General features: G+C 32.7%; 9 protein-coding genes and 1 other RNA gene. 1 reads left to right on the top strand and 9 read right to left on the bottom strand.

The annotated features are described in order from the left end of the window. Positions 1–23: 23 nt before the first annotated feature. The 8 genes from G507_RS17985 to ssrA form a co-directional block, all read right to left on the bottom strand. Positions 24–173 (bottom strand): T9SS type A sorting domain-containing protein, encoded by a 150-nt coding sequence (locus G507_RS17985; RefSeq protein WP_084518932.1) that lies wholly within the window; start codon positions 171–173, stop codon positions 24–26. Beyond that, the gene (locus G507_RS0104485; RefSeq protein WP_157496485.1) at positions 170–1,342 is read right to left on the bottom strand and encodes a hypothetical protein; all 1,173 of its coding nucleotides are present in this window, start codon (positions 1,340–1,342) and stop codon (positions 170–172) included. Before G507_RS0104485 ends, G507_RS17985 begins: the two co-directional genes overlap by 4 nt. A 4-nt stretch (positions 1,343–1,346) precedes the next feature. Next, positions 1,347–3,089 (bottom strand): T9SS type A sorting domain-containing protein, encoded by a 1,743-nt coding sequence (locus tag G507_RS0104490; protein WP_169627279.1) that lies wholly within the window; start codon positions 3,087–3,089, stop codon positions 1,347–1,349. Positions 3,090–3,093: 4 nt separating this feature from the next. Further along, positions 3,094–4,833: a T9SS type A sorting domain-containing protein gene (locus G507_RS0104495; RefSeq protein ID WP_026716361.1), complete on the bottom strand. Its 1,740-nt coding sequence runs from the start codon at positions 4,831–4,833 to the stop codon at positions 3,094–3,096. 138 nt (positions 4,834–4,971) lie between these two features. Next, entirely contained in the window at positions 4,972–11,250 is a 6,279-nt protein-coding gene (locus tag G507_RS0104500) for a PKD domain-containing protein (RefSeq protein WP_026716362.1), read from the bottom strand. A 287-nt stretch (positions 11,251–11,537) separates the two neighbouring features. Next, positions 11,538–13,649, bottom strand: coding sequence for a M43 family zinc metalloprotease (locus tag G507_RS0104505; protein ID WP_026716363.1), 2,112 nt, complete (start codon positions 13,647–13,649; stop codon positions 11,538–11,540). A 223-nt stretch (positions 13,650–13,872) separates the two neighbouring features. Continuing rightward, positions 13,873–15,093: a tyrosine-type recombinase/integrase gene (locus G507_RS0104510; protein WP_026716364.1), complete on the bottom strand. Its 1,221-nt coding sequence runs from the start codon at positions 15,091–15,093 to the stop codon at positions 13,873–13,875. Between the two features lie 276 nt (positions 15,094–15,369). Continuing rightward, positions 15,370–15,767: a transfer-messenger RNA gene (gene ssrA / locus G507_RS17520) on the bottom strand. A gap of 186 nt (positions 15,768–15,953) precedes the next feature. Between ssrA and G507_RS0104515 the strand changes: the two genes are divergently transcribed. Continuing rightward, the gene (locus tag G507_RS0104515; RefSeq protein WP_026716365.1) at positions 15,954–17,156 is read left to right on the top strand and encodes an NAD(P)-dependent oxidoreductase; all 1,203 of its coding nucleotides are present in this window, start codon (positions 15,954–15,956) and stop codon (positions 17,154–17,156) included. A 166-nt stretch (positions 17,157–17,322) separates the two neighbouring features. Here the strand turns inward: G507_RS0104515 and creD are convergent, their stop codons facing one another. Beyond that, positions 17,323–18,672 (bottom strand): cell envelope integrity protein CreD, encoded by a 1,350-nt coding sequence (creD, locus tag G507_RS0104520; RefSeq protein WP_026716366.1) that lies wholly within the window; start codon positions 18,670–18,672, stop codon positions 17,323–17,325. Positions 18,673–18,724 lie beyond the last annotated feature (52 nt).

An 18,724-nucleotide genomic window follows, 5' to 3' on the forward strand; every position in this document is an offset into this window, starting at 1 on the left:
TAAACTTTCTTGCTGTTTTTATTTTAATTCTTGATTACTTTGACTACTTGTTTGTTGTTATTACTGTCTTCTACATGAAGCATATAGCAACCTGAAACTAATTCACTGCAATCAATGGTATTTTGTGATGGTGATAGTTTTCCTTGTTTTATTGTTCTTCCTTGTAGATTTATAGCGTGAAATTTGAATTTTCTTTAATGTCAATAGTTAGGGTATTGTTAACCGGATTTGGGTAATAGTTTAAACCTTGCTCTTTTTCAAAACCTTCTGTACTTGCTGTAGAGCACGGACTAGTAGCATATTTGCCAATAGCAGAAACTGTAAATCCCATAAAATTTACACCATTATTACCTAAAATTTTACCAGCAAAATAAATATTGTTTGAAGAGTCCGTTATTAAGTTATGGGACTCAAAATAATATCCATTAGTTCCTGCCGCATCCTCTTGATGCCATAGTTTTTGCCCGGTGGTATCAAAACTTGCAATAAAAAACGAACCAGCAACAGTGGAAGCTACTAAAGTTGCAGAGGCACTACCCGAATTGGCTTTGTAGCTGGTTAAATAATACTGCCCTGTTTGTGGATTGCGATAAAAGCGTAGATTTAGACCAAAAGAGCCAGATACTATAAAATCTAATAATGTGGCACTAATAAAATTACCGTTTGTATCGTATTTGAAAACAAAGAACTTTGTGGATGATTCTGTGCTTGTAAACGCTCCATCTGCATATGTTCCAGGAGGAACCGCTACAAACCAATAACTATTCCCTAAATTATCAACTTCAAGTCCAAAATTTCCCGCTTGACTGATTCCTTGTGAGGGAGTTAAACTACCAGTTTGAGGTCTTTTAAACCACTGCATTAGACCATTTGTATCGAACTTCACTAAAAACATTACTTTACAATCTTGTGGATTTTGTGAAATTACAACATCACCTTCAATCTGTGACAGATATGTAGTATTGACACAGTTAGCAAATTTCCCTCCTATATAAATATTACCTTGATTATCTGTATCCATAAAAAGTTGTTCAAAACCAAATCCTCTAATTGTTTTTGACCACCTATACGTCCCATCACAAGCAAAACTACTCAATACAAAATCATATTCCGTACCACTATCATAAAATGGTCTCGTATTGCCATCCACATCTAAACTTATACTGGTAACTCTCGAAAGAGTATAGACATTATTGTTTAAATCAGTAACAATTTTTAAAGCTTGTTCTGCTCTTTCATCAGATGAAATACTATTATTACCTCCACCACGCTTTCCCCACTGAAAGGATTGACTGAAGGTTATGTTTGATATTAAGAATGTTAGGAGTAGTAGTTTTTTCAAAAGATTAGTTTTTAATGACTTTGACCACGTGTTTGTTATTATTATTATTATTACTGTCTTCAACATGAAGCATATAACAACCTGAAACTAATTCACTGCAATCGATAGTGTTTTGTGATGGTGATAGTTTTCCTTCTTTTATGATTCTTCCTTGTAGATTGTATAGCGTGAAATTTGAATTTTCTTTAATGTCAATGGTTAGGGTATTGTTTACTGGATTTGGATAATAGTTTAAACGTTGGATCTTTTCAAAACCTTCTGTACTTGCTACAGTACATGGAGTAGTAGCATATTTAGCAATGAAGAAATCTGATTGAGTGCCTTGATTGGTTAATGTAGTACCGTTTATATATAATTCTTGACCAAATCGACCACCAACGATGTAATCACCGGAAGAGTCAACTGCTAGTGCAGTTCCGCTATCTTCAAAACCTATATTTCCAGGAATTTTGACCAATCCTAAACAATCACCATTTGAAGTGTTAAATCGGGCTAGTAAGACTTCTGTTCCTTCATTTACATTTGAAACAAAAATACTTTGAGTACCCCATGTGTAAGAAGAACCGAAACACATTCCCGTATATCCAATTTCACTGCCGTTTACTGCTAAACCACATGCTGAATATGTACCATATATGTTGTCGGGTTTAGTTGCCCATAAAAGAGTACTTCCTGTAGGGTTTAACTTTATAATATATGTAGTTAATTCAGCAATACCAGGAACAGTAAATCCCATAAATGTTACATCATTATTTCCTTTAATTTTACCTGCAAAATAGATATTATTTAAAGAATCAGTTACTAAATTGTATGACTCAAAATTTGAACCAGTAGTTCCAGCAGCGTCTTCTTGATGCCACATTTTTTGACCAGTGGTATCAAAACTGGCAATAAAGAAGGAACCAGCCACGTTTGAAGTGCCTAAAGTTGCTGAAGCACTACCTGAAATGGATTTATTACTGGTTAGATAATACTGCCCCGTTTGTGGATTGCGGTAAAAACGTAAGTTCTGACCAAATGAACCACTAACAGAAAAGTCCATTAAGGTGGAACTTATAAAATTTCCATTTGTATCATATTTTAAAACAAAAATATTATAACCCATTGCCGTATTTACAAATGTACCATCAGCATATGTACCATCAGGTAGTAATAGCAACCAATAGCTATTTCCTAAATTATCAACTTGAAGTCCTAAATTAGCATTTTGACTAATGCCTTGAGAAGGAGTTAAACCAGAACTTTGTGGCCTTTTAAACCACTGCATAACTCCATTCGTATCAAACTTTACCAAAAACAATACTCGACAATCTTGTGGAGTTTGTGAAATTACAATATCTCCTTCAATTTGAGAGAGATAAGAGGTATTTACACAGTTAACAAATTTGCCACCAACATACACATTACCTTGTCCGTCTGTATCCATAAACATTCGTTCAAATCCAAAACCACCAATAGTTTTTGACCACCTATAGGATCCGTCACAAGCAAAGCTGCTTAATACATAATCAAATTCTGTACTATTATCATAATAGGGTCTGGTGTTGCCATCAACATCTAAACCAGTAGAGGTTACTCTTGAAATAGTGTATACATTGTTGTTAGAATCAGTAACTATTTTTAAAGGTTGCTCAGCATCTAAATCATAAGATATGCTGTTATTACCTCCACCTCGTTTTCCCCATTGAAAGGATTGACTGAAGGTTATGTTTGATATTAAGAATGTTAGGAGTAGTAGTTTTTTCAAAAGATTAGTTTTTAATGACTTTGACCACGTGTTTGTTATTATTATTATTATTATTACTGTCTTCAACATGAAGCATATAACAACCTGAAAATAAAGCACTGCAATCAATGGTGTTTTGTGCTGGTGATAGTTTTCCTTGTTTTATTGTTCTTCCTTGTAGATTGTATAGTGTGAAATTTGAATTTTCTTTAATGTCTATGGTTAAGATATCGTTTACTGGGTTTGGGTAATAGTTTAAACCTTGTTCTTTATCAAAACCATCTGTACTTGCTGTTGAACAAGGAGTGGTTGCATATTTTGCAATGAAGAAATCTGATTGTGAGCCTTGATTGGTTAATGTAGTACCGTTTATAAATAATTCTTGACCAAATCGACCACCAACGATGTAATCACCTGATGAATCTACAGCCAAAGCTGTTCCATAATCATCAAATCCAACATTACCAGGAATTTTGACTAATCCTAGACAATCCCCTGTTGTTGTATTAAAACGACCTAATAAAACTTCAGAACCTTCATTGGTATTTGAACCAAAAATACTTTGTGTTCCCCATGTAACTGTTGAGCCAAAACACATACCTGAATATCCTATTTCATTACCTTTCAGGGCTAGACCACAAGCGCGATAGGTGCCAGGTATATTAGGATAAGTTGACCAAAGAATTGAACTACCTGTGGGGTTTAATTTAATAATAAAAGGAATGTTGCCAATAGCTGAAACTGTAAATCCCATAAAATTTACACCATTATTACCTAAAATTTTACCAGCAAAATAAATATTGTTTGAAGAGTCCGTTATTAAGTTATGGGACTCAAAATAATATCCATTAGTTCCTGCGGCATCTTCTTGATGCCATAGTTTTTGACCATTAGTATCAAAGCTGGCAATAAAAAAGGACCCAGCAACCGTTGAAGTTCCTAAAGTTGCAGATGCACTACCCGAATTTGCTTTGTAACTTGTTAAATAATATTGACCCGTTTGTGCATTGCGATAAAAGCGTAAGTTTAGTATAAATGAACCTAATGTATTAAAGTCCATTAAAGTAGCATTAATAAAATTTCCGTTGGTATCGTATTTAAAAATGAAAAATTTTGTGGTTGACTCTGTACTTATAAATGCTCCATCGGCATAAGTACCAGGAGGTAAGGCTACTAACCAATAACTATTTCCTAAAGAATCAACTTGAAGCCCTAGATTTGCTGTTTGACTAATACTTTGTGATGGAGTTAAACCCATACTTTGTGGTCTCTTAAACCATTGCATTACACCATTAGTATCAAACTTTACTAAAAAAAAGACTCGGCAATCCTGTGGTGTTTGAGATATAACGATATCCCCTTCTATTTGAGACAAGTATGAGGTATTAACACAATTAGCAAATCTACCACCAATAAAAATGTTACCGAAACCATCACTTTCCATAAATAAGTTTTCAAAACCAAACCCTCCAATTGTTTTAGACCATCTATACGTCCCGTCACAAGCAAAACTACTTATTACAAAATCATATTCCGTACCACTATCATAAAAAGGTCTTGTATTGCCATCTACATCTAAACCTGTACTGGTAACTCTTGAAATAGTATACACATTATTGGCTGCATCCGTTACTATTTTTAATGGTTGCTCCGCATCTTCTTCAAATGATATGCTATTATTACCTCCACCTCTTTTTCCCCATTGAAAGGATTGACTGAAGGTTATGTTTGTTATTAAGAATGTTAGTAGTAGTAATTTTTTCATGATGTTCTTTTAATATATTATTATTTGACAAGATTTGAGTTTCTCTTAAAAACAAGGTTTTTTAAAATTATAAACAATATCCTTTAGTCAAAACAAAAGGATATTGTTGTTTATAATATTGTTTAAAAATACTAAAAATTATTTAATTATTAATTTGCTATTTTTAATGATTAGATCTTCCTGCTTCATTACTATTAAATATTGACCAGCTTCAAAAGGACTGCAATCTATTTCAATTAATCCGCTGACCTTATCTGTTTTTATTAATTTTAATATTCTCCCATACATATCCATTAATTCAATTTGCATGTTGTTTTTTGTTACTCCAAAATTGTAATATATTGAAGTGTTACCATCAGTTGGGTTAGGTGCCACAAGTAATTTTAACTCTTCAAAGCTTTGGTTTTCTATATCATTAGCCAATTGTTTTCCTGCCCCTTGGCACAATGGAGGTACTTCAAATTCAATTTCACTGTAACATTGTTCAGTGTCAATTGTACCTTGAACCGACAGGGTTGTGGTTCCTCCATTAAAGCCGTTCAAAGGAAAAAACAGAACAGAAAACATAGCACCCCCCATAGGTACTACAAATGAGCTTTGTACAAAATACCCTTCTAACCCAACTGAAGCTAAATTGACTTGAAAATTAGTACCGTAAGAATTGCCAATGAATAAATCCAATTGGTAAAAGCATTGTTCATTAATCATCATTGGAGTAATTCCAGCAACCTCAAACTCAATTTGACATTTATTACATTCTCTTTTTTCAATACTTAGATTTGAAAGTGTGGTATTGCAAAAAGGTGTCTGTAAAAATAATTGATAGTTTCCAGTTTCCAGACTATTAATATGAGGCACTTGACCTGAACCTACACCAGTTACTTGACTATCTTGAATCCATTGCCACTCTGTAAATTCAACTAAAGGGCCAATGATATAATTTTGCTCTTTTCTAATTAAATCACATAAATTGTAACAACCTGTTGGAAAATACCATGTATGCATGTATAGGTCTAAAGGCAAATCAATTTGAGCTGATACTTGGCAACTTGGTGATTTTGCTGTTACCTTGATAGGGCCATCATGAATCATTTCCGTACTATCTCCTGTAGCTCCATTACTCCAAGTATATGCTATACCTGCTTGCGGATTGGTTACAAAAACATTAACATGGTAGGGACTACAAGAGTCAAAATCAAAACCTATGGTTGGCACGACAGGTTGTGCAATGACCTCTACCTCAAAAGTTGCCACTTCGCTTGTGCAAAAATCACCAGAAGCGGATTGTATTTGTGCAATAACTTCATACGTATAGCTGCCAAGTTGATTATGAATCATGCCAACTTCCGCTAGCCCATTCCACTGCGGTTGTAAAATACCATTTAACGACCATAAATAAGTTAAAGAAGGGTTTGTTGGCACTTTTACAATGCTTGTTCCACCAATACAAATTGTTTCCGTGCCCGTAAGAACTGGTTGTGCAGGTGCTGGGAGAAATACAGCTGATACAGGTTTGGTGGTGTATGTTAAACACCCATTGATATCTGCAACATATACGAAATATTGACCAGGATCTGTGACTATTATTTCATTGTTTTGAGCAGATGTAACGGCAAAAGGTGGATTTGTTACTTCATTATGATACCAATAATAAGTATATGGTAAATCAATACCGAATATTCCAGTATCATAACTTATTGTTAAATCTTCACCAATACAAGTATTAGAAGGATTGATATTTAACAATCCATTATTATATTTTTCTCCATACACTTGGATATTATATGTTCTAGTATCTACGCATCCAAATTGATTGGCTACAGTAAGTTTAACTGGATATGTACCTACTTCAGTAAATGTCTTAACAGGATGTTGTTGTAAATTACTAGATCCATCAGTAATGAAATACCAAGTATAAGTCACATTAGGATCTGTATTTGTAGGTGCTATAAACTGCATAGCCGTATCTAGACATACGCTTGTGGGTACTACAAAATCAGCATTAGGTAATCCTGGTATTGTTAAGGTTTTATATGTTATACAATCTTCAAAACCAGAGCGACCAATTTTAATACCTATACTATATGTTGTTCCAGGTTGTAGTTGAAATATTGCACTATTAATACCATCCGCATTTAATGAACCGTTTACCCATGAGGTTCCACCATTGATTGTAAATTGAAAAGTTTCTATGGGTGTATCTACAAAATACTGGGAGTAATCTAAAAGTTCGACGGTGTAATCATCTGTGGCGTCATTACAAACGATATTGTATTTTAAGTCGGCAAGATATGGTATTGTGACTTCTACTAAAATCCTTCTACCACAAAATCCTGATGCCGCAGGGTATGTTGCAAATACTGGTACAAAATAATGTCCTGGAAGTATATTATTAGCTTGAAAAGAACTGTTTGTAGTTGACATTACATTAGCATTTGAACCAGAAATGGACTCCCAGTTGAAGATAGTTCCTGGTACTCCAGAATTTGTAATATCAATAGTTATTTCTTGACAACCGGTTGACGTTACGGTAGTTGCAATGGCAGGAGGAGTTGGACAAGTTGGTCCTGGAGTTCCTCCAGTTCCTGTTCCTCCTGGTGTGGAATCAATAGTTGTGTACGTAATAGTAGATGAAGTACAACCATGTTCATTAGTTACTATAGCATAATATTCCCCCAATTCAGAAGCATTAATTGTAGCTTGATTCCCAATTGGAGCAGGAATAGCTGCATCATTGTGAAACCACTGTATTATATCTGAAGCGCTATACCCATTTTGAAGTACTACTGTATAATTCATATCAACCTCTGGTATAATTTCCCACTGTAAATTATAATTTCTGTTTGGTACAACGTCAATTATAGGGGAAGGTGAAACCACAATTTGAAGATTAGCTGTAACGTTAAATTCGCAAGTGCTTACACCATGTACCGTTACATTAATATCATAATTGGTATTGTCTAAAAGCGGATCATTATATACATGAATTATTGGATCACCTGCAAAAAAGTTGACTAAACCAGTATTATCTCCAAAATCCCATGTTGAGTAAGAATAAGCAATATTAGGAGATAAATCTAAAGTGAAAGATGTGGGTGAACCTGCACAGGCAGGACTACTAACTAATGCTATTGTAGCCGTAGGGGCATCTTGTATTACCACACCAAGTGTTCCATTAAAGTCTTGTCCGCATTTTCGCATGGCCACTTTTACTTGTGCCGTTTGGGGTTGTTGGTTCCAAAGCACGGTAATTTCATTTTCGTTTTGACCTGTACTGATGCTCCCTGCGCTTGCTGGATCAATAGTCCAAACATAAATATCAGAATCTGTTTCTGCAACAGAATAGGTTCCCATAGAGCTACCACAAACGGTTGTCTCATTACTTGTTATTGTGGTATCTAATTGAGGTGTGCTAAGTACCATTTCAAAAGGAAGTGTAGCACAGTTTTCGTAAACATAAGAGGCACTAACGCTGTAGACACTAGCTGCACTATCAAAATTAACCACTATTTGATTGCCTACAGAAGATCCTAATATGCTGCCACCTTCCACTGTCCACGAAGTTGAAGCACCTTCTGGAGCAGGGCAGCTGTACTGTTCTATATTTCCTAGACAAATAACTGCATTTCCAGCGATTGTCGTTGGAGCGTCTGGTAAGGATTCAACTTTTACTTCAAAAGGATGCTGCATACAATAATTATCTGCCGTTACTGTAAACGTATAAATACCTGCGTAGGGAAAAGTAATGTCAAACGTAGGTGAAGTTCCAGATGAGTTAAAGTTATTTGGTCCATTAACCGTATAATTTAAATTAATTACAGAAATACCATTTGCCAGCAGTATTTCATACTCTTCGTTGTTGGTTTGACATGTAGTTAGAGGGCCATTGACATTTAGATTTGGTTTTACATTGATGATTAATGTTGCATTGCCACCACATTGTAATAAAGTGTTGTAATATTGACATGAAAGCACTAGCGTTGCAGGATCTTCTGCATTAATAAAAATTTCATTTCTTTGGTTTGAAACTCCTAAATTAGAACCAGTACCATTATTATTTAATGACCAATTAAACTCTGTAGTTGGCCATTGTGGTAAAGTGTATAAGTTTTGGCTGTATGAGCAAATATCTATTTCACCAATAATAACTCCTTCGCTTTTTACAACAGGAATTTTAACTGAAGAGATACATTCTGCACATTCATTTGATTGTACTAACACATATCCAAAACCATCTTGATCAATATTGTCCCATATAACTTGTATACTTGATACGTCATAATCTTGGCCTACAATTTGACCACCAATTACCGTCCATTGGACACTGCAATTACTGTTAAGTAGTTCTTCGTTGATACTATAGGTTGATAATTGCCCTTCACATGCTACCGATGGACATGTAATCTCAATTGATTCTTCAGATACATGGACAGTAACCTGGTGGGTACTCACACAACTACATCCATTTGAAACCGTTAAAATTACATCATAATCTCCTGGATGCGTATAAGTGTGTGTTGGTTCAAATTCGGTAGAATAGGTTTCATCTCCAAAATACCATTGGTAATATAGATTTTCATTTCCCCCATTATTTGATGATAGGTTTTCAAAATTTACTGGACTATTAATACAAGCCGAGTAATATGTAGTTTCTAAATCTGGTAAGATTCCAATTTGTGCAATAGGTGCATTGACCTTTTCAATACATTTGTTTACAATTTTGATAGTACCATCCGTTAAATGAACAACAGCTTGTAGAGCATAGGCAGAAACACCAGCATCCCAAGTAATATCACAACTTGTGCTACTTTCATTGGACAACGTTCCACCTGTAATAAGCCAGTCCGTTGAAGTAATTAAACTTACACTACCTGTTAGTGAAAAAGTAAATACACTATTTTCACATACTCTAATACAATCATTATTGGTAATATCGACATCTTCTACTGGAGGTGCTTCACCAATATCATAACTTTGTTGACAACCTACCTCTCCATCCCATGACAGGAATATTTCGCAGTTAGCAAGAATTGTTACTACATATTCGAAAGGATTTAAACAATTTACTGAATTTGGAGTAAATACGTAGGTATATGTCCCCGGTACGCTTGTCTCTATTGTAGATTCATTCCAATTGCCAGAAATACCGTAGTTTGAGATTTCAGGTAATATAGGAGGTACAACACCGTTGCATAAAGTAGCAGGTAAATTGAATGCTAAAAATGGTGTAGATGGATCATTCAATTCTATAGCCTCTGTAAATGCAGGTCCACCACATAATGGAAACGCATTGGATCTCCTCCTTACCAAAACTGGAAAAGTTGAAAAATAAGAAGTTGCACTATCTAAATTAGCATCTCCTGGAGCAAAGGGTATTGGCAAATAAGTGCCTCCTCCATTTGTTGAAAATTCCCAAGTGTAGTTGACATTTGTAATACCGTCATCTACACTTATTATATTAACTTCTTCCTCACAATCAATAGAAAGTAAAATTGATCCAGCTAGTGCTTGAGGGGCTATATTGAAATCTATATTCTTGAATATTATTGTTTTTGAGCAACCATATAAGTTCATTTGAACTTCAAGATTTACAGTATTGGAACCAATAGGGAACAGAAAGTTTCCACTAGTATCTATATTAGGTATATCAAAAACTATATCAGTTGATACGTTTAAAAATGGCAGGGCAATTGTTTGTGGAGCACCAATTGGAACTCCTACTGAAGTAGTTAATTGGATAACTATATTATTAATTATACCAGGCAACAATGGTGGTATAGGAGTTTGAGGACAGCTACGAAGTTGGAAGTCTTCGATAGTAAAGCTTAAATGATCTTCCAAACAGAAATCACTCAAACCTGATATATTTAGAGTATTAGGTACTTGACCTATATTAATAACATAAAATATTATTTCTTCAGTTTTATACCATGTTTTATTTTGACAGTATGGATCGATATATTGAACCTCTCGTGTTAATTTTGCTGAACAGTTAACTGCATTAGGCTCATTCAAAAGTAAATTTAAATTTGTGTAATCCACTATTGAAGAATTCCCCAATGTAGGATAAATTGTATCATCTAACTTCCACCTGAAAACATACTGATTACTTGGTTGTGATGCCGCTGAGAAGCATGGTGGATTAAATAATGGACCTAGATCAAAATCTGCATCACCAGGACAGAAGTAATATATATGAGTTGCGGGATTGTGTATAATTGTGCCTGCAATTTCTGTAGCAGTAGTGTTTGGACAAGGAGGATTAGGATTAACAAATTGATTAGAAATTCTAAATATTTTACTGATACTCTGTGTAAAAGTTTTATAATTAATTCTAAAAAATCTAAACGGATTGTTAAGAACATCTTGATGGCAAAAATAATTTAATGGCAAAGGATAATAAGGGAAAAAGTTCACATTATTATAAGAAGCCTCAAAAGTTAATTCAGAGAAAGCATAATTTATGTCATTATTAAGTAGTATGCTATAATCTAAAATAGCTTCTTCAGTAAAATAACTGGGATATGGTAGAGGATTTGTCTCAATACATGCTATTTCTGGGTTTGCTATCTGGCAAGGTAAATCATAATCGGAAACAGCAAAATCAAAATTATCAGGAAAGCCACCGCCTACACATTCTATTCCAAAATAAGCATAGGCTTGCTGTGAGGCATTTAATTGATCATTCGTTCTAGCAAAGAAGGTTATGTTACTTCGAAATTTTGAGAAGAACCATTGTTTAAAATAGCAAACTCACTAAAATCTAATAATTGCGCATTCCATTGTCCCGTTGTTACATAATCAACACCATTGTATGTATTAACAGGAATTGAATTAAATTGACTAGGATGGGAGAAAACATTATTATATTTATCGTAAAATTGGGATACGGCACCGTTTCCACTATTTTCCCATAATTCACCCCACTCCGATAGACCAATATGTTTAATATTTCCAGGATCAAACGGTGATTCGTAGGACAATTGCACCAAAAAACCTAAACTAGCTCCGTTCTGATTACTTGTTATTTGCCTAGCACCTAAACAATGTACCAAAAATTTACAATTGTCAGGAGTAGGCTTAAAAGTCACTTTTGTATAATATGCAGCTCCATTATGAAGGTTATTAGTACTATTAATAATTTTACCTACACGTATTATGTCGTTAACATTAGCAGGTAAAGTTAACCGAGGAAAGTTGACATCATTAAAATTACCTTGACTTATGATATCGAAACTATCTGGCTCAAAGTTGGAATCTGAATCCGTATAACGAGCTGTTGATGTAAAATTGTAATCGGTAAGATTTGTGGCACCAGGATTTAAACTCCATCCTCCACTATATTGAACTCTTTCTAAATTAGGATTTGTCCATGATAAGTTTGAAATAGAATTACAAAAAAGAGTACCCTGAGAACCACTGCTATTTGATGCTGGTATTACTTTAAATATATATGCAGTTTGTTCAAAACAATTACTATTTGTACTTAAAGTGGCTGTGAAAATAATTTGATAATTACCTACAAAACCGATAGTTGTATTTAAAGTGCTTCCACTACTAGTTGCGAAAGTATTCCCGTTATCAAGATTTGTAATTTGCCAAGTATAATTTAAAGTAGGACTATTATTGCAGGTAGTAGTTAGGTTAAATGTAATATTAGGTGTATCAGCCGAAACTTCATTGTTAACTCCAATTTGAGGAGAATTAATTGTAAATGAGCAACCATCCATTGCCGAACAATTAGCACAAGAATTAGTATTTAATAAAGATTCTCTTGGTCCGAAATGATGTTCCAACATAAAATGAATCCTTTCGATTTGACCAGCAGTGAATTTATCTTGGCAACTAAAATTACCATAGTCCATATAATTTGATTTGTCATCATTAAAGGAATCTAGTGTACAAGTATCATAGGTTGTAGCACAATTTACCTGTGAAAAATCAAGCTTACTTGGAGGAGTGTCAGCCACCATGTCTCCATTATAAAATGGGTTAGTGTTATCGCAAGAACATTGAGGAAAACTAGCTATAGTATCAGGATCACAAATTCCAAAAACATGGAATAAACCTAAATAATGACCCATTTCATGTGCTAAAACATTCATGTTATTGTTTAAATTAATGTTATCCATTAAGAATGTTCTTTCAATAAAAATACCATCAGCTATGTTACCATGAGCTGGTGGTAATGAAGCAAAACCTGCTGTATTTCCTATAGTGCCATCAGCGATTACATCAACGATATATATGTTTATATATTCAGTAGTCGGAAATCGTATTTGTGTAGAAAAATTAGTTACGGCATCTACTATGTCTAGTTTTGAGTCACCGTCAACTTCTGTCAAATCGGTTTGATAATGACTCTGTGTCACAGAATAGGAATCTCCATTAGTATCCTGTAATGCTAAGCAAAAATCAATTTCTACATTGTTGCCAGGTAATTTTGGAGATAAATTAGCACCTGAATAAATAGAATTTAAGTTGTCAACAATATATTGATAACTACCACTACTATTAATCAAATAGGATTGTGGTGCAACATTATTTGTAATATCATGAAAAACAACAGTTAATTTCTTTTGAGTATATATTAATGCTTGTGAACTTTTACCATTTACAGGATTAAAAGCTTTTCTTTTTTTTGCATACTCCATCCAATCTGCATTATTCTTTTCAAACCTTTCTTTATAAGAATTATTCTGTTTCAATGCTTTAATATGAACTTCATCAGATGCACAAGAATGTGTAACTCTATCTTGTGTGTAAGATAATTGAATAAATAATAATGTAAAAACAAGGGATATAGCTTTTTTCATAAATAAGAATTTTATATTATAATGAAAATAAAATCAATTGGTTAAATTAATTTTTATAAATATAATACTATGAATTAAATGTTAATTACGGTTTTAAATCATTTTATTTACGGTTTTCACTTAATCGAAAAATATTAACATTTAATCGATTTTTTTATTTAAAAAATATTGAATATTTTTAATATTATAACAATAAAGTCATTTTTAGTTGAATTTATAACAATTATGAGATGTTTTTAATTGTAGTTGTCAGACAGTTTTTTAAATTAAAGAGATTTTTAAGAATTTTCATGTCTTCACTAACTTTCTTATCTAGTACTTTTGCATAATGTTGGGTAGTTCTTAGATTTTTATGTCCGAGCATTTTGCTAACGCTCTCTATCGGCACACCATTATTAAGTGTCACAGTTGTTGCAAAAGTGTGCCTTGCTATGTGAAAAGTTAATTCTTTATCTATTTCACAAATATCGGCTAGTTCTTTTAAGTAAGCGTTCATTTTTTGATTTGACAGAATGGGAAGTAAGCGATTTTCATTTAAGCATTGTGGATTATCAGTATACTTATCAATTATCATTTGAGTAACTGGGAGAATTGGGATTTTAGAAGCTGATTCAGTTTTCTGACGGTGAGTTGAAATCCATTTATCACCATCTATTCCAATAATAATATTTGATTTGGTCAAGTTAAAAACATCTACATAAGCAAGTCCAGTAAAGCAACTGAATAGAAACATATCACGAACAAGCTCTAATCTTTTTATTTTAAATTCTTTGTTTAATAAAATTTCTATTTCATCCTGGATTAAAAATATTCTTTCAACTTCTCTGACCTTTCCTTTGTATTTTAGAAATGGATCCTTTTCAATCCAATCATTCACATAGCATTGTTTAATTATCTTACCAAAGTTTCTTATATATTTAATAGTAGAGTTGTTGTTGCAGTTTTTGATATTTCTTAAGTAGAAATCAAAATCATTTATAAATGCAATACCAACATGTTTTATAGATATATCATTAATTGAATATTGGTGTTGTAAAAATTCCTTGGTATGACTTAGTGTAGTTTCATATTTTTTATAGGTGTTTATTGAAAATTCTTTGCCTATTAATTCCTTCATTTTTTTATTGTGGTCTTCAAAAATCAAAATTAGTTTACGCTGCTTTTCTTCAATCCCTAAAAGTTTGTTTTTAAAAGTTTGTGTATTAATCTCAAGATTGTTATTAATCATCCAATTTTCAGTTTCATAAACTTTAGATTTTAAGATGTCAAGATGACTATTTATTAGTCTTGCTTCTTCATTACTACCTTTCATTTTACCCGCTGCAGCATTCCATTTTGATTTTTCTACAAACTTTGAGGTGCTTAATTCTATTCGTGAACCATTAATTGTTATTCTCTGATAAATTGGAGATAGTCCTTTTTTTGATGCTTTAGAACTTTTCACGTAGAAAAGAATTGACATTTTGTGTTTCATTTTGTGGTGACTTTAGAGTTATTCAAATTAATTATTTAATCATTATCTGTCAAGATGTTCATCTTTTGAACAGCTTATCATTACTGGGCTAACATGAAATTCGGTTACCTTAGTTTTACATTTTTTTGGGTAACCGATTTTAGCACCAACGAAATACTATTAATTGAATAATTTGAAGACTAGTGAAAACAAAAAACCCTGTAAATCATACGATTTACAGGGTTTTAGTCTAAAATGAATTCTTAAAAGTGGAGTCGGAGAGAATCGAACTCTCGTCCAAACAAGCAATCAAAAAGCTTTCTACGCGCTTAGTTTTTAATTAGATTTTCGACAAAAAGCTAGGTTAAAAACAACCACTCTCTGCTTAACTTTACTAATTCAAAACGGATTTAAAGTATCACCGTCTCTAGGTTTACTTTTACGGTTCTCCTGAGCTAAACGCCATAAACCAAGGCTTTTAAGGAGAATCCGGCTTTCCTACCTAGTAGGAGCGAGGCATTATCTTACTATAATTCAGATTATGCAGCCAAAGCGTAATTATTTTCGCCGTGTAAAGTGTTATACATTTGGATTTACGAGCAAAACATACAATGCTCGACGTGCTTACTAGTTAATTCCACTCGCTGTCAAAACCAGTCGACCCCTTTTTTAGTATTCAGTATTCAGCTTACAGTAAATACTGTTGCAATGAACTCTAAAACTATGCCAAAATTACTATTATTTTATCAATTAAAAAATCTTTTGTTACTAGTTATTCAAAAGCTATATTTGTAGACTTAAAATTAATAATAAGTTTACCTCGAAAGTAGTTGAACAAAATCCTGTATAAAATGAAATTCGGAATCATAAAAGAACGTAAAAACCCACCTGATAGAAGAGTGGTATTTTCTCCATTTAGATTAGAAGCTTTTAAAAATGAATTTCCTCAGGCTGAAATTAAAGTTGAATCTTCTGATGTAAGGATATTTACGGATGAACAATACAAAGAAAAAGGTTTTGAAGTTGTATCTGATATGACTGATTGTGATGTTTTAATTGGAGTTAAGGAAGTTCCTTTAGATGCTTTAATTGCGGATAAAAATTATTTTTTCTTTTCACATACTATAAAAAAACAGCCTTATAATCGTAGTTTACTTTTAGCTATTTTAGAGAAAAACATCCAATTATATGATCATGAAACCATAGTAAATGAAAAAAATCACCGTTTAATTGGTTTTGGTCGTTATGCAGGAATAGTTGGTGCTTATAACGGAATTAGAGCTTTCGGAATGAAATACGAATTGTTCAATTTAGCTAAAGCTGAAACATTACCTGATCAAAAAACATTGATTGAACGATTAAAAAGAAATCAACTTCCAAATATAAAAATCGTTTTAACAGGAAGCGGAAAAGTAGCTCATGGTGCCAAAGAAATGTTGGATGCAATGAAAATGAAAGAGGTTTCTGTAGAAGATTATTTGAATAAAAGATATGATGTTCCTGTTTATACTTTTATTGATGTTTTAGATTATAACAAAAGAAAAGACGGACAAGTTTTAGAAAAACTTGATTTTTATAATAATCCATCAGAATATGAATCTGATTTTGAAAAGTTTGCCAATATGTCAGATGTTTTCATGGCTGGACATTTTTATGGAAACGGAGCACCAATTATCTTAAGTAAAGAAATGCTTAAATCTTCAAAATGCAAACTTAAAGTTGTAGCAGATATTTCATGTGATATTGATGGACCAGTAGCTTGTACAATTCGTCCAAGTACTATTGCTGAACCTTTATATGGATATTTAGCAAGTGAAGATAAAGAAGTTCCATTTACACATCCATCAGCCGTTGTAGTTATGGCCGTTGATAATTTACCATGTGAATTACCAAAAGATGCCAGTGAAGGTTTTGGCGAAGTGTTTTTAGAAAGAGTAATTCCAGCATTTTTTAATGAGGATAAAGATGGCGTTTTAGCAAGAGCAAGAGTAACAGAAAACGGAAAATTAACCGAACGTTTTGCCTATTTGCAAGATTATGTAGATGGGAAATAGATTGTTCGATTTTTAGATTATTTGATTTTTCGAAAATGGATCAGCTCATTGCCGTTTGGTTTTTAACCAACGGAAATAAATAAAAACAAAAACCACAAATTTAAAATATGAATCTGTGGTTTTTTTTTATCCGAAAATCCAATATCCGAAAATCCGAAAATCTATTCTAATTATTCCAATCAATCTTTTTAGAAAAATACATCACTGCTCCAAGAATTGCGAATAAACCAATACTTCCAACTAATAAAGCATAATCTTCTAATTGAATAATTACAAATATGAAGGCATACAATGCGGTTAATGAAATTCCGATAAAGAAAGGAAATTTTTTGTTTTTTAGAATCGAAATCGAATAAAGTGTAATCATTATAATGACACTAATCGCAGCAATTATATAAGCTATCGAGAAAGTAGAATGTTCTGTAATCGAAATCAATAAAGTGTAAAACATCACTAAAGCCAACCCAATCATAGTATATTGAAAAATGTGAATGTTGATTTTACTAATCGATTGAATCAAAAAGAAGACTAAAAACGTTAATCCAATTACCAAAAAGCCATATTTTGAAGCTCTTTCGTTTTGTTGGTACTGATCTACAGTTTCCAATAATTTTACACCAAATAAATAGTCGTTTAAGTTGGGGATTTGTTCTTCATATTGTTGTGAAAATGGTCGGTTGATTTCTAAAACTTTCCATTCTGCATGAAATCCTGTACTGTCAATTTTCTTATTTTCTTCATTGGCTGCAAAACTTCCTATTAAACTTGGTGAATCCCAATCTGAATCTAATTTGATATTGGTTGTTTTTCCAATCGGAATAAATTGAACGCTCTCACTTCCGTTGAACTTCATTTGAAAGTTGAAATTAATTTCACCTTCTTTCTGAATTTCATTAAAATTAAAACTATCCGATTTTAAGGTTCCAAATTTTGAAGATACTTTTAAATTACTAGATTCAATTGCGTATTTAGTATTGTTTAAACTGATATTTAAATCACTTTTAATACTTTTTAAATTAGTGGTGTTGATAATAACAGCTGCTTTTTCCCAAATAATATTTTCTGGAGCAATATTTAGTTTTTCAAAATTTGGTTTGCTAAAACTTCCATCAAAATCCATAGTTGAAGTAAAGACAACATTTTCATACAAACCTCTTTTTAAAGGCTTACTTTTCTTAATTACAGAAGAATTATTTAGCGTTTCTGGAAAAAAATAAGCTGTTTTAATAACTTTTTTAGTCTGAATTGTAACATTGTGTTTTGTATCTTCAACATTATAAGATTCATAATAAGGAACACTCAAAATTGGCCCATAAAATTTAATGCTTGAACCCCAAAGTGTATTGACTTCTTGTGTCATTTCTTTTTTACGTTGTGAACGTTCAGAAATTAGTCCTTTTACTAATTCTAAGGGAATTAACAAGAAGAGGCAAAGCAATCCAACCATAATCATTTTGGCTGTGTTAGATTGAAAGAACGAAGGCTTTTGTTGAGGTAACTGTGTTTGATTTTCCATGGTGTTTTTTTTAATGGTTAAAAGGTTATGTGTTTAAAAGTTTATAAGGTTT

The organism is Flavobacterium gelidilacus DSM 15343 (assembly GCF_000422685.1).
GTDB classification, from domain to species: Bacteria; Bacteroidota; Bacteroidia; order Flavobacteriales; family Flavobacteriaceae; genus Flavobacterium; species Flavobacterium gelidilacus.